At 32.5% G+C, this 13,870-nt stretch carries 12 protein-coding genes; 6 read left to right on the top strand and 6 right to left on the bottom strand.

Going from position 1 to position 13,870, the window contains the following annotated elements:
* The first annotated feature begins 85 nt into the window (after positions 1–85).
* The 4 genes from Q0807_RS15950 (at position 86) to secDF (ending at position 6,123) form a co-directional block, all read left to right on the top strand.
* A complete protein-coding gene (locus Q0807_RS15950; RefSeq protein ID WP_299111607.1) occupies positions 86–1,132 on the top strand; it encodes a DUF6588 family protein in 1,047 nt (348 codons plus the stop codon).
* Positions 1,133–1,277: 145 nt separating this feature from the next.
* Positions 1,278–2,204, top strand: a complete 927-nt coding sequence (gene mdh / locus Q0807_RS15945) for a malate dehydrogenase (RefSeq protein ID WP_299111605.1) — start codon at positions 1,278–1,280, stop codon at positions 2,202–2,204.
* Positions 2,205–2,280: 76 nt separating this feature from the next.
* The gene (locus Q0807_RS15940; protein WP_299111603.1) at positions 2,281–2,892 is read left to right on the top strand and encodes a hypothetical protein; all 612 of its coding nucleotides are present in this window, start codon (positions 2,281–2,283) and stop codon (positions 2,890–2,892) included.
* 174 nt (positions 2,893–3,066) lie between these two features.
* Complete coding sequence (gene secDF / locus Q0807_RS15935) at positions 3,067–6,123, top strand: protein translocase subunit SecDF (RefSeq protein WP_299111601.1); 3,057 nt, start codon at positions 3,067–3,069, stop codon at positions 6,121–6,123.
* A gap of 101 nt (positions 6,124–6,224) precedes the next feature.
* On the opposite strand, the gene Q0807_RS15930 is transcribed toward secDF, so the two are convergent.
* The 6 genes from Q0807_RS15930 to folE all read right to left on the bottom strand — a co-directional run bounded on the left by Q0807_RS15930 (position 6,225) and on the right by folE (position 10,953).
* Positions 6,225–7,088 carry an alpha/beta hydrolase gene (locus Q0807_RS15930; RefSeq protein WP_299111599.1) on the bottom strand — a complete coding sequence of 288 codons (864 nt, stop codon included), beginning with the start codon at positions 7,086–7,088 and terminating at the stop codon, positions 6,225–6,227.
* Positions 7,081–7,587, bottom strand: coding sequence for a DUF192 domain-containing protein (locus tag Q0807_RS15925; RefSeq protein ID WP_299111597.1), 507 nt, complete (start codon positions 7,585–7,587; stop codon positions 7,081–7,083). The genes Q0807_RS15930 and Q0807_RS15925 overlap by 8 nt, the downstream gene beginning before the upstream one ends.
* Positions 7,587–8,411, bottom strand: a complete 825-nt coding sequence (gene lgt / locus Q0807_RS15920; RefSeq protein ID WP_299111595.1) for a prolipoprotein diacylglyceryl transferase — start codon at positions 8,409–8,411, stop codon at positions 7,587–7,589. The genes Q0807_RS15925 and lgt overlap by 1 nt, the downstream gene beginning before the upstream one ends.
* A gap of 65 nt (positions 8,412–8,476) precedes the next feature.
* Positions 8,477–8,710: a membrane protein insertion efficiency factor YidD gene (gene yidD / locus Q0807_RS15915; RefSeq protein WP_299111593.1), complete on the bottom strand. Its 234-nt coding sequence runs from the start codon at positions 8,708–8,710 to the stop codon at positions 8,477–8,479.
* Positions 8,711–8,759: 49 nt separating this feature from the next.
* Positions 8,760–10,241, bottom strand: a complete 1,482-nt coding sequence (gene cysS / locus Q0807_RS15910; RefSeq protein WP_299111591.1) for a cysteine--tRNA ligase — start codon at positions 10,239–10,241, stop codon at positions 8,760–8,762.
* A gap of 34 nt (positions 10,242–10,275) precedes the next feature.
* The gene (gene folE, locus Q0807_RS15905) at positions 10,276–10,953 is read right to left on the bottom strand and encodes a GTP cyclohydrolase I FolE (protein ID WP_299111588.1); all 678 of its coding nucleotides are present in this window, start codon (positions 10,951–10,953) and stop codon (positions 10,276–10,278) included.
* 198 nt (positions 10,954–11,151) lie between these two features.
* Here folE and Q0807_RS15900 point away from each other — a divergent pair, with 198 nt between their 5' ends.
* Both Q0807_RS15900 and Q0807_RS15895 read left to right on the top strand, forming a co-directional pair.
* On the top strand, positions 11,152–11,613 hold the full coding sequence (locus Q0807_RS15900; RefSeq protein WP_299111585.1) for a hypothetical protein: 462 nt from the start codon (positions 11,152–11,154) through the stop codon (positions 11,611–11,613).
* A 14-nt stretch (positions 11,614–11,627) separates the two neighbouring features.
* Positions 11,628–13,870 (top strand): PKD domain-containing protein (locus tag Q0807_RS15895; RefSeq protein WP_299111580.1); only part of this gene is annotated, 2,243 nt, incomplete at its 3' end.

The following is a 13,870-nucleotide window of genomic DNA, read 5'->3' as shown; positions in this document are numbered from 1 at the left end:
TTGTCGATTAAGTGTAAAAATACACGATTAAGTGTTTGTTTTAGATTTATTTTTATATGTTTACGGCAAAATAAAACCACGATATATGAAAAATTTAATCGCTTCAGTTGTTTTAATTGTTAGTTTTCAACTAGCTAAGGCTCAGGATTTAGAGACTATTCTTTTAGCGGCAGACGATGCAAGTTTGTTATCTCAGAACTATTTAAATCCGGCAATGGAAGGCTTAATGTATAGTATGAATGGTGGATGGGCAACAACGGCTAAGGTTCATAAAAAGTTTGGTTTCGATTTAACTATAGGAGTAAATGCTTCATTAGTTCCGGAAGAAGCTAAGACTTTTGCTTTTGTACCAAGTGATTATTCGTATTTATCTTTAGCGAATAGCGAAACAGAGTTACAAACTATAATGAGCGAAGATGATGCTGAGGTGATGGTTGATGTTGAAATTCCGAATGGTGATGGTACATACAAAGTTGTTAGTTTTACAATGCCAGGAGGTATCACAGAAGATTTACCCGTAAATGCTGTACCAGCTCCAACGGTTCAGGTAGGTTTTGGTTTACCTTTTAAAACAGATATTAAAGCACGTTTTGTACCAACACAACGTTATGACGATGTAGAGGCAAAATTACTTGGATTTGGTTTACAACACGATTTAACTCAATATTTGGGCATTATAGATAAATCACCTTTAAGTGTTTCTGTTTTAGGTGCGTTTACGAATATGAGTGTTACTTATGCAATGGCAGATGAAGACGCTACGGATAATGTAGAGGTTCTTAATGGTGAGGCTGAATTTAAAATGAATACTTGGACGGTTCAAGCTTTGGCTTCATTAGATTTTAAGTTAATTACTTTATATGGAAGTGCAGGCTATAATAGTGGTAAGACAACTGCAAAAATAAAAGGTGATTATATATTAACCTACGATATTGAGGATGAAAATGGTAATTCTGCAGGACTACCAGAAGATGTCAATGTGACTAATCCAATAAATTTAGACTTCGAGGCTAATGGAATGAGAGCAACTTTAGGGATACGTTTAAATCTTAGTGTTTTTAAAATATTTGCAGATTATACATTTCAAAATTATAATACAGCAACAGTTGGTATTGCTTTCAGTGTAAGGTAAATATCAATTATTTTATATATAAAAGAGCAATCAAATGATTGCTCTTTTTTTTTATTTGAATACTATGATTAATGTCATGGAAATTAAAACGTAAAACCTTAAATTTGTGTACTAAATTATTTAACGGATAAAAATTATAATAGATATGAAAGTAACCGTAGTTGGCGCTGGTGCAGTAGGCGCAAGTTGTGCAGAGTATATAGCAATAAAAAACTTTGCTTCAGAAGTAGTAATTCTTGATATTAAAGAAGGCTATGCAGAAGGAAAAGCAATGGATTTAATGCAGTGTGCATCCTTAAATGGATTTGACACTAAAATCACAGGAAGTACAAACGATTATTCTAAAACAGCAAATAGTGATATTTGTGTAATAACATCTGGTATTCCTCGTAAACCAGGTATGACTCGTGAAGAGTTAATAGGAATTAATGCAGGTATTGTTAAAACAGTATCAACAAGTTTAGTTGAGCATTCTCCAAACACTATTCTTATCGTTGTGAGTAATCCTATGGATACTATGACGTATTTGGCTCATAAAGTAACAGGTTTACCAAAACATAGAATTATAGGAATGGGTGGAGCTTTAGATTCTGCTCGTTTTAAATACAGATTAGCTGAAGCGTTAGAGGCTCCAATTAGTGATGTTGACGGTATGGTAATTGGTGGACATAGCGATAAAGGTATGGTGCCATTAACATCTCATGCAACAAGAAACAGTATTAAAGTTTCTGAGTTTATTTCAGCAGAAAGATTAGAGCAAGTTGCGGCAGATACTAAAGTAGGTGGAGCAACACTAACAGGTTTATTAGGAACATCAGCATGGTATGCTCCAGGAGCGGCAGTTAGTGGGTTGGTACAGGCAATTGCTTGTGACCAAAAGAAAATATTCCCATGTTCTACTTTATTAGATGGTGAATACGGATTAAGTGATCTTTGTATTGGTGTACCAGTAATTTTAGGTAGAAATGGAATCGAAAAGATTGTAGATGTACCTTTAAGTGATGCAGAAAAAGCACATATGGCAGAAAGTGCTGAAGGTGTTAAGAAAACAAATGGACTTTTAGAATTGTAATATTCAATACATTATTGTTTATAATTAATAAAGACTGTAGAAATACAGTCTTTATTTTTTTGTCTATATTTGACGCATGAAAACCAAATTGCATTTTGGATTAATAACTGTACTCTTGGCGTTTTTAGTAACGTTTCTTGAGCCAAACACAGTACCAAATCAGCAAATTGTTATCCAGTTTTCAAATGATACTATTACTATAGCAGACACTGAGGATACGATTGAAGCTATTCAAAATAAATTACAAAGCATTGGTGTTACTCAAATTCAGATAGGTCAAAGTAAAACGGGTCAATTAAGAATTACGTATTTCAGCGAGGAAGATGTAGCAGATATTCAGAAAGCACTTTTTAATGCAGAAGATTTTCAGGTTGCATATAGCCCTTCGGTTCAGTCTTCAAAAGATTTTCCTAATGTTCCAAAAGTAAAGGATTACGAGCTTAATGTTTCAGAAATTAAGACTAGCACTTCTAATACTTGGGATTTTGAAGGAACTGAAGTTGCTACGTTTAATCCTAAATCAGATCATTCTAATACTTTAAAAGTACATAACTCTGGTAATCAGGTTTCTTCAGAATTAAATAATCATGTCATAAATACTATTGTAGAAGCTTATAAAGTTGCAGCAATAGTAAGTAATAATTCATCTTACAAAATTCCGGAAGTAAGAGCAGGACCAATGGTATAAGGAATTTTTAATCCGAAACAATTCCACTTCAAATCAAAGAGCTTTTGTCAATCAAAAAGCTAAACATCTAATTCAATAAAAACATTGTCGAATTATAGTGTAAAAGCTATATTTGCGCGCTAGTTTTCACAACTATCGTAATTAACTAACAATTCGACATTAAAAACAACAAAAATGCAAAACAAAGGAATAATTAAGCTATTTGCGCTTTTATTTGGTTTGGTAAGTATCTATCAATTATCATTTACGTTTAGAGCCAATCAAATTGAAGATAATGCTAAAGAAGCAGCAATAGCAAAGTATGCAGATACTGAAGATGATTACCAATCTAAGAGAAACATAGAAGAAGCACGTTATTTAGATTCTTTAAAAACCTCTAAAATTAAAGTAGGTGATAAGTTTGAATCTATTGAAGCTTATAACTTAGGTATAGCTCAATACGACTACAACGAAGTTGAAAATAATGCTATGAATTTAGGTTTAGACCTTAAAGGTGGTATTAACGTTATACTTCAGATTTCAGTTAGAGATATCTTAAAAGGATTGTCTGATAACAGTAAAGACCCATTATTTAATAAAGCTTTAGATGATGCAGAAGAATTACAAAAGGATTCTCAAGATTCTTATTTAGAGTCTTTCTTTAAAGCGTTTGATGCTATAAAAGGTGATACTAAATTAGCGTCTCCAGATATTTTTGCTAACAGAACGTTAAGTGATGAGATTAAATTCGATATGTCAGATAACGAAGTTAAAGGTATTATAGAAACTAAAATTGATGAATCTATCGTTTCTGCTTTTGAAGTATTACGTAAGCGTATTGATAAGTTTGGTGTAACGTCTCCAAATATTCAACGTTTAGGAAATACTGGTCGTATTCTTTTAGAATTACCGGGAGCCAAAGATATTGAGCGTGTTAAAGATTTAGTGACTAAAACAGCACAATTACAGTTTTGGGAAACTTACAAGGCGCAAGAGGTTTTACCTTATATAATGGAAGTTAACCAAAAGTTGGTCGAAGAAAACAAAAAGAACGAGGTTAAAGAAGAAGTTACAGAAGTACAAGATGATGAAAATGCTGCTTCAGATGCCATTGATGATTTAACAGGTCAGATAGAAACTGATTCTACAGCTACTACTAGTTTAGCTGATATTTATCCAATTGGTATTCAGGAATTCGGAAGAGGTGGTTCTGTTATTGGAATTTTCTTAAAGAAGGATAGAGAAAAAGTTTTAGAGCACTTAAATGCATCTAAAAACAGAGCATCTTTACCAGCAGAAATGCGTTACATAAAGTTTGCTTGGGGCATTCAATCTGAGGATTCAGAATATTCTGAGTTATATGCTATTAAAGGTAACAGAGATGATGAGCCTAGATTAAGTGGTTCGGTTATTACTGGTGCTGATCAAGATTACGATCAAATAAGTAGACCAGCTGTGAGTATGCAAATGGATGCAAGAGGTGCTAAAATTTGGGAAGAAATGACCAAAGAAGCAAATCAAACTGACGGAAATATTGCTATTGTTTTAGATAATATAGTTTATTCTGCTCCAGGTGTTACACAGCCTGGTGGAATTTCAGGTGGTAGATCTCAGATTTCTGGGTCATTTACATTGGCTGAAGCTGTGGATTTAGCAAACGTATTAAGAGCTGGTAAATTACCTGCTTCTGCTCAAATTGTGCAAGCAGATGAGGTTGGGCCATCTTTAGGTCAAGAAGCAATTGATAGTGGTATGTTATCATTTATTATTGCATTAGCATTTGTATTATTATGGATGATTTTCTACTATGGTAAAGCAGGTGGATTTGCAGATATCGCATTACTCTTAAACATCTTATTAATCTTTGGTGTATTAGCAAGTTTAGGAGCTGTATTAACATTACCTGGTATAGCAGGTATTGTATTAACGATTGGTATTTCGGTCGATGCAAACGTACTTATATTTGAACGTATTAGGGAGGAACTGGCAAAAGGCAAAACTCAAAAAGAGTCTATAAAAGATGGTTTTTCTAATGCATTATCTTCTATTTTAGATGCAAACATTACTACAGGTTTAACTGCTTTAATCTTATTTGTATTTGGTACAGGACCAATTAAAGGTTTCGCAACAACATTAATCATTGGTATTTTAACATCATTATTTACTGCGATTTTTATTACACGTTTATTAGTAGATTGGTATGTAAATAGAGGTGGTAATTTAGAATTTTCTACAGGCTTAACTAAGAACTTGTTTAAGAATGTAAATATCGATTTCTTAAGAAAACGTAAGATTGCTTATATCTTTTCTGGAATTTTAATTTTAGCGAGTTTAGGTTCATTATTTACAACAGGATTGGATCAAGGTATTGACTTTGTTGGAGGAAGAACTTACCAAGTGCGTTTTGATCAAGATATGAGTGTTGAAGAAGTTAAAACTGATCTTCATGCTGTTTTTGAAAGTGCAGAGGTTAAAACTATTGGTGGACCAAATCAATTAAAAATTTCCACAAAATATAAAGTAGAAGATAGTTCTATTGAAGCTGATGAAGAAGTACAGTCAATGCTATTTAAAGCATTGCAAAAGTATCTTCCAGCAGGAATGACTTATTCTGAATTCTTAGATGGATCAGGAGATAAGAAAATAGGTAAAATGTTATCAAGTAAAGTGAGTCCAACGATTGCAGATGATATTCAAAAATCATCAGTTTGGGCTATATTAGGATCATTAGTGGTTGTATTCTTATATATCTTATTAAGATTTAAGAAATGGCAATTCTCTCTTGGTGCTGTAGCTGCAGTTTTCCATGATGTATTAATTGTAATGGGTATTTATTCATTGACTTGGAGATTTATGCCATTTAGTATGGAAATTGATCAAACGTTCATCGCAGCAATATTAACCGTAATTGGTTACTCACTGAATGATACTGTTGTTGTATTTGATAGAATTAGAGAGTATTTTAATGAAAATTTAGGTTGGAATTTTGATACAACTATTAATAAGTCTATCAACAGTACAATCTCAAGAACATTAAATACATCGTTAACGACTTTAGTGGTGTTATTAGCAATGTTCTTATTTGGTGCAGATTCACTTAAAGATTTATTATTTGCATTAATCTTAGGTGTAATTGTAGGTACGTACTCTTCAGTATTTATTGCAACACCAATTATGTATGATACAGCTAAGAAAGGTAATGCAACTGAAGCACTTAAAAATAAAGTGAAAGAAGTTGAAGAAGAAGCTTAAGTTTTATAAATAATTATAATTCTATTTTTAGAATTTAAAAAGCCTTTCTTAATTGAAAGGCTTTTTTTATGTTTAAATCTTTAAATGGGGAATTAGATTTTTTAAGAATTGCTCTCAATCCATTCATGCATCATTTGCCATAGTGAATCTTTAAATTGACTTCTAAAGAATCCGAAATGACCAATATGAGGTAAGCCTAGTTTTTCAGGAATAATATGTCTTCGGTCAACACGTGCAGTTACAAACTGGCTAGCTAACCAATCTACTGAAGATTTCGAAGCAAATTCATCATTTGGGAAACTCAATGCTAACAAGCTGTTTTTATAATTTTTAAACTGAAGATTTTCAAAATCGAATTCGCTTAACATGTAATCCTTTTGTTTTCCCCAACGTTGCCATTGATGAGCCATTTCTTTAGGTAGATTTTCAAAAAGACCTATTTTTTTAGCAGGAAAGTATCCAAATATTGGTGTTAATGTAGGAATTAAAACATGCCAAAAGATGTACATTTTAAAGCGATCAAAACCTTTCCAGTGTTTCCAATAACCACTTTGAGAAGCAACGGTAATTATGGCGTCTATTTGAGCATTACTTTTATTAAAAGCTAATAATTGGCCACCAATACTATGCGTAATTAAAATTGTTTTATGTTTAGGGTTTTCAGATTTTACATAAGCAATAACCGATGCTTGGTCATTTTCTCCCCAAGCTTTTAAATCAATTTTGTTTTGTTTTAAGTGTGCTGTGCTTAGGTTAGATTTTCCAATACCAGAATAGTCAAAAGTATAAACCGTATAGCCTAATTCTGAAAAGTATGTTGAAAATTTAAAGTAGTAATGTTGAAGAACTCCTGTAGCAGAAGAAATAATAATGCTTTTATGATTTGAAATTTTAGGTTTAAATATGGTAAGACCTAATTGATGTCCTAATGGTGTCTTGATATATAAATCTAACGCCTTAATCATTTGTTATTGAAGTGAAACTTATCTTATCTCCAACCTTAAGTTGCCATTGATCAGAAAGTCCACCATTAATTTCTAATACATATTTTGCAGGAGCTTCAGACGGAAGTGATGTTTCATCCATTGGCTTAGCATTTTTCTGAAAGCTAACTATTGTTCTGGTTTCATTTATGTAAATGATATCTAATGGGATTCTAGTGTTTTTCATGTAGAAGTTCTGAAGTTTTTCTTCCTCGAGTATAAAAAGCATACCATGATTTTCTTCAAGCTTGTTTCTATACATTAAACCCGTTTGAGTTTCGTAGTCGTTATCTGCGATTTCAATATCTATAGTTCTTATTATGGAATCGGTGTCTGCTTTTTTTAATGTAAGTGTCCCTTCTTTTTTAAAACTAACAACAACTTTGTCTTCCGTTTTTGTAGTTTTCTCTTTTTTACAAGATGAAAAAAAGATTAACGTTAAGACAACAAATGAAACTCTAAAAAAAGATGGAAATCGCATTAATTCAATTTTGTTTTGGGTTTATAGATAAACATAAAGTAAAGTCCTATAATTATAAAAGGAATACTTAACCATTGACCAGTATTTAAAGCCCAATCAGCACGTTCTATATTTTGTGCTTCTTTTACAAACTCTACAAAGAATCTTACAGTCCAAAGTAGTACTAAAAACAGACCAAATAAAAAGCCTTGTTGTTCAGATTTTTTTGTTTTCCAATAGAAATAAAATAAAATTAAGAACACAAAAATGTAACAAAATGCTTCGTATAATTGAGCTGGATGTCTTGGTTCGGTTTCTCCTAATTGCTTAAAAACAACTCCAAAATCACTTCCTGTATATTTTCCGATAATTTCAGAATTAATAAAGTTTCCGATTCTAACAAATACAGCACCTGAAGCAACAGGTATTACAACACGATCCAATATCCAAAGTACAGATTTGTGTAATACTTTCTTGTTATAAAGATACATTGAGATAATCATTGCTATTGCTGCACCATGACTCGCTAAACCCTGAAATCCGGTAAACTCAAATCCACCTTTAAATTTAAAAGGTAAGAAGATGCTGAAAAAATCTTCAGTAATTAATTCCGGTTGGTAGAAAATAACATGTCCTAATCTCGCACCAAGCATAATTCCTAATACAGAATAAATAAATAATGAGTCTAAAGATTCTTCGGATTCACCTTCATTTTTATAAATACGCTTCATAATAGTAAAACCTATAATAAAGGCAGTAATCCACATTAAGCTGTAGAAATGAAGTTTAAAAAATCCTAAATCAATATACTTTATAGGATCCCAATCAATCTGTAATAAAAACATAGATATTCTATTTATGTGGTAAAGATAATATTTTGATGGTGATAGAAAATGAGATTAACGTAATATTAATCTTCTTTTGGAGGAACTGGGTCGTATCCTTTTCCTCCAAATGGATGACAGCTAAAAATTCTTTTTATGGCTAACCATCCACCTTTAAAAAAACCATGTACTTCTAGTGCTTCTTTGGCGTAATGAGAACACGTTGGTTGATATCTGCACGTGGCAGGTGTTAAAGGTGAAATAAATGTTTGATAGATTTTAATGAGAAACAAGAAAGGTGCAATTAGAATCTTTTTCATAATAACGGTATTTTCTCTTTCTCAGTAAACATTTAAGTGCATCTTATATTTAGTTAGTCGTAAATGTTGTGCCTTCTCTGCTGTCATTTAATTGAATGCCTGCTTCAGCTAATTCATCTCTAATTTTGTCAGATAAAGCGAAGTCCTTGTTTATACGAGCTTCTTTTCTAAGATTAATTAAGATTTCAACAGCACTAGCTAATTTATCGCTACCAGAATTTTCTTTAGAGATATTAATTAAACCTAGTACATCAAAAATAAAGGTGTCTATAGTTTCTTTTAAGCTCGCTAAATCTTCTGGTGTTACAGTTGCGCTTCCGTCCTTTACTAAATTGATGAATTTTACTGCTTCAAAAAGTGTAGCAATTAAAATAGGTGTATTAAAGTCATCATTCATGGCATTGTAACATTTCTGTTTCCAGTCTGTTACATTAAATGAAGATGTTGTATCGGTTTTTAAATTATCAATTAAACCAATAGCATCCATAAGTCTATGGAATCCTTTTTCAGCAGCAGCTAAGCCAGCATCTGTTAAATCTAAAACGCTTCTATAAGATGCTTGCATCATAAAAAACCTGATGACACTTGGGTTGTATGCTTTAGACATAATGTCATTATCACCAGAAAGTAATTCAGCTGGATTAATATAATTCCCAGTAGATTTACTCATGCGCGCACCATTAAGTTCTAGCATATTGGCATGCATCCAATATTTTACAGGTGCTTGTCCTTTTGCGGCTTGGTTTTGTGCAATTTCACATTCGTGATGCGGAAATTTTAAATCCATTCCTCCACCATGAATATCAAAAAACTCACCAAGATATTTAGTGCTCATTGCTGTACACTCTAAATGCCAACCAGGAAAACCATCACTCCACGGTGAAGGCCAACGCATAATATGTGTAGGTTCTGCTTTTTTCCATAGTGCAAAATCTTGTGGATTTTTCTTATCACTTTGTCCATCTAGTGCACGCGTGTTATGAATTAAGTCTTCTAGCTTTCGCTTGCTTAAAATACCATACTCATTAGTTTCGTTGTATTTATGGACGTCAAAATATACAGAGCCATTAACGATATATGCAAAACCATTATCTATAATAGATTGAATTAAATCTATTTGTTCAATAATATGTCCCGTAGCTGTTGGTTCTATACTTGGTGGTAGAAAGTTGAAGGTGTTTAATACATTATGAAAATCTACAGTATAACGCTGTACAATTTCCATAGGTTCAATAGCTTCTAAACGTGCTTTTTTTGTGATTTTATCCTCACCTACATCAGCATCGTTTTCTAAATGGCCAGCATCAGTAATGTTGCGTACATAACGCACTTTATAGCCTAAATGTTTAAGATAGCGAAAAATCATATCGAAAGACATAAAAGTTCTCACATTGCCTAAATGTACATTGCTATAAACCGTTGGTCCACAAACGTACATGCCAACATAACCTTCTGTTATAGGTTGAAAAACATCTTTTTCGCCAGAAAGCGTATTATATATTTTTAATTTTTGAGTATCGTATAATGACATGATGCTATTTTGAAAAATGAATCGATAAATTGAATTAAAATTGTGTCTCCAATTTTATGTAATCTAGTAGTTCTCTTCTAGTTTCGCTCTCTTTAAACTTTCCTCCAAATTCTGAAGTCACAGTACTACTTTCAATATCTCTAATTCCTCTTGAGTTTACGCACAAGTGTTTAGCATCTATTACACACGCCACATCATCAGTATTTAAAACACGTTGAAGTTCTTTTACAATTTGAATGGTTAGGCGCTCTTGTACTTGAGGTCTTTTAGAATAATAATCTACAATTCTATTCATTTTAGATAACCCAACTACAGTACCATTAGATATGTAAGCAATATGCGCTCTGCCAACTATAGGTAGTAAGTGGTGTTCGCAAGTAGAATAAACAGTTATGTTTTTTTCAACGAGCATTTCGCCATATTTGTACTTATTGTCAAATGTTGAAGCGCTTGGTTTTTTATTAGGGTCTAAACCACCAAATATTTCGTTTACAAACATTTTTGCAACTCGGTTTGGTGTTCCTTTTAAACTATCGTCATTAAGATCTAAGCCTAAGGTCTCTAAAATGTGTTTTACATCACTTTTAATGAGTTCAATTTTTTCATTATTTGAAAGTTTGAAGGCATCAGTTCTTAAAGGTGTATCGCTAGATGTACCAATGTGGTCATCTCCTAGAGCGTCTATATCGTTAAAATCACTATCGATTTTCATTTTTAAAATAATTGTTTTTCAGTTTTTAAAAGCAAGTAGCAAAGATAAACAATAAAAATATTAACCATTGGGTAGGGAAAATATTTATATAACTGTTATATAGATAAAACCGTTAAAGTGTCAATATCCTTGATAAATTAACAAGTGTTTTATTAAAATTTTCTTAATTTTCGAAACTTTAAAAAATCCATTAGAATAATGAAAAAACTATTAGCTATTATGGCCTTTTCACTACTTCCCTTATTAGTGTTTAGTCAAAAGTCTCAAGGTCAACAGCCTCTTCCTGTTATAGAATTTAAAGACAATGTAAAACTGCCATTAACAGCAAATGAACGCGCTCAAATTGAAGAAGTTTATGGTGAATACGCGGAAAAATATATTTACAGCAATCCATTTCGTTTAAAGAGTGTTAAGAACATTCTTAGAAATAGAGTTGTTATAGAATTGGTTTCAGAAGACACTAAAACTAAAGATTGTACTAAACTTTCTGAGGTGACTCTTTTTAATAGTTATGTAAAGGATTTAGAAAGAGATGAAGTTTTTAATCCTGAAAATTTTAACCCATTAAAATATAATTTTCGATTTCATTCGCGTTCTGCAGCAATGTATCGTGTGGATAATACAAATTATTACATTTTAGTTAAGTCACAATATCAATAAGAAAGCAATTTAATATGAAAAATTTAATTACAATTTTAGCATTGTTGTTCTCTTCTTTATTGATTGGGCAAGATGTAGTAATGCAAACAGCAACTGTAAGTCAATGTGGTGGTATATTTTATGACTCTGGAGGAGAATTTGGACCTTATGGTAATGACGAAAGTTTTGTTTTAACTATTTGCCCTGAAAATGCGGAACAAAAAGTTCAGATAGATTTTACGGAATTTAATACACAATTAAATTTAGATGTAATGACCATCTATAATGGTGATGTTGTAGATGATACTACTGCATTTGGTACGTTTTCTGGTGTTGATAGTCCAGGTTTAATTACTGCTACACCAGACAATACAAGTGGATGTATTACCATTCAGTTTGTGTCTGATGATAGTGGAAATACTACAGGTTGGGCAGCTAATTTATCGTGTCTAACACCTTGTCAAACAATTACTTCGCAAATTGATACGTTTTCTCCAACACCGAATGGTGATGGTTATATTAGAGTATGTCCTAATGAAGAGATTACATTAACAGGTAGTGGTAACTTTTCTTTAGATGGAACAGGTGCTAACTATGAATGGGATCTTGGTGATGGAAATACAGTAGCAGGTCAAACAGCCACATTTTCTTATGATACACCAGGTGTATATATCGTTAATTTAAATATTAATGATACAAATACGACTGTTATTCCAGAGGGTTGTTCAAATACCAATTTAATCAATCAGGTTGTTCAAGTGGCTACAGAACCTGATTTTACAGGTACAACGGCAGCAGATACAAGTTTGTGTTTTGGTGAAAGTACTACAATTTCAGGAGTAGTTAATGCAGTAGAATTTATTAATGATTGTACACCTCCTACTAGTGGAACGACTGTACTTCCTGATCAATCAGGAGCAACTTACGAAACTTCAATTACAGTAGATTGTTATGAGGCTAGTCAAACTTTAACTGATGTAAATCAAATTGTTGAAATTTGTATTAACATGGAGCATTCTTGGTCTAATGATTTAGATATTGATATTATTAGTCCTAATGGTCAAATAGCTAGTCTATATGATCGAGGTGGTGGAGGTACTTACTTTGGTGGTGCAAACAATTTAGATAATCAAGTACCTGGAATTGGTGCTGATTATTGTTTCTCTTTATCAGGTTCAGTTTTACTTAATCAAGGACCTACAATAACAGCAGGTTCTAATCCTCCTGGTCCATCATGGACTCCAGGGACATATCTTCCTGTTGATGATTTTACAAGTTTATTAGGGAGTCCTTTAAATGGTGATTGGACGATTAGAGTTATTGATAATTTATCGGTTGATGATGGTACAATTTTTTCTTGGGTTATTAATTTTGACCCAAATTTACAGCCACCAGAATTATCGTTTACACCTGTAATTACTTCTGAGGCTTGGGATGCAGATCCAACTATTACAAGTACTACTGGTAATGATATAACTGTACTTCCAGATACTGCAGGTCAGCATTGTTATACTTATAGAGTCACAGATGATTTTGGTTGTGAATACACAGAGGTAGTTTGTGTAGAAGTTTATCCAGAATTAGTTACGGAAGCTCCAAATAATCTATATCTATGTGATACGGGAATTCCACCTTATATATTTGATTTAGAGTCGAATACTCCTGTGGTTTCAGCAAGTGCTACAAATGCAGCTGATTTAGTAGTGACATATCATAATTCATTAGCAGATGCAGATGCAGATACGGCTGCAATAGTGGATACTTCTAATTATTCAGGAACCGATGGTGAAATTATATATGTTAGAGTTGAATATTTAGAAACTGGTTGTTACGAGGTACTTTCTTTTACTTTAAATGTTTCAGGTCAACCCACAATTAATCCAGTATCAGATTTAGAGTTATGTGATGATGATAGTAATGATGGTTTTTCAGAATTTGATTTAAGCTTACAAACAGCGATTATTTTGGGTACTCAATCCGCAACAGATTTTATGGTAACGTACCATTTAAATTTCAATGACGCAGATTCAGGGGACAATGTATTACCATTAACGTATACCAATACAGAAAACCCACAACCAATATATGTAAGAGTAGAAAGCTCAGTAGATAGTGGCTGTTATAATGCGAGTGCTACACCATTATTTAATTTAGTAGTAAATACTAGAGCGATTGCTACAGCGCCAGAAAACATGGAGGTCTGTGATGATGTGAGTAACGATGGTCAAGCAACTTTTGATTTAAGCACACAAGAAGCAGCAATATTAGACGGACAAAG

The sequence above is a fragment of the uncultured Winogradskyella sp. genome (assembly GCF_947495255.1).
In the GTDB taxonomy this organism is placed as follows: domain Bacteria; phylum Bacteroidota; class Bacteroidia; order Flavobacteriales; family Flavobacteriaceae; genus Winogradskyella.
Note: the sequence above shows the minus strand (reverse complement) of the source record. Positions and strands in the feature narration are given on the sequence as shown.

What these genes read in the sequence shown, in the direction of transcription:
- Q0807_RS15950 (WP_299111607.1), top strand. Translation starts at nt 86, where the DNA reads ATGAAAAATTTAATCGCTTCAGTTGTTTTAATTGTTAGTTTTCAACTA.
- mdh (WP_299111605.1), top strand. Translation starts at nt 1,278, where the DNA reads ATGAAAGTAACCGTAGTTGGCGCTGGTGCAGTAGGCGCAAGTTGTGCA.
- Q0807_RS15940 (WP_299111603.1), top strand. Translation starts at nt 2,281, where the DNA reads ATGAAAACCAAATTGCATTTTGGATTAATAACTGTACTCTTGGCGTTT.
- secDF (WP_299111601.1), top strand. Translation starts at nt 3,067, where the DNA reads ATGCAAAACAAAGGAATAATTAAGCTATTTGCGCTTTTATTTGGTTTG.
- Q0807_RS15930 (WP_299111599.1), bottom strand. Translation starts at nt 7,088, where the DNA reads ATGATTAAGGCGTTAGATTTATATATCAAGACACCATTAGGACATCAA.
- Q0807_RS15925 (WP_299111597.1), bottom strand. Translation starts at nt 7,587, where the DNA reads ATGCGATTTCCATCTTTTTTTAGAGTTTCATTTGTTGTCTTAACGTTA.
- lgt (WP_299111595.1), bottom strand. Translation starts at nt 8,411, where the DNA reads ATGTTTTTATTACAGATTGATTGGGATCCTATAAAGTATATTGATTTA.
- yidD (WP_299111593.1), bottom strand. Translation starts at nt 8,710, where the DNA reads ATGAAAAAGATTCTAATTGCACCTTTCTTGTTTCTCATTAAAATCTAT.
- cysS (WP_299111591.1), bottom strand. Translation starts at nt 10,241, where the DNA reads ATGTCATTATACGATACTCAAAAATTAAAAATATATAATACGCTTTCT.
- folE (WP_299111588.1), bottom strand. Translation starts at nt 10,953, where the DNA reads ATGAAAATCGATAGTGATTTTAACGATATAGACGCTCTAGGAGATGAC.
- Q0807_RS15900 (WP_299111585.1), top strand. Translation starts at nt 11,152, where the DNA reads ATGAAAAAACTATTAGCTATTATGGCCTTTTCACTACTTCCCTTATTA.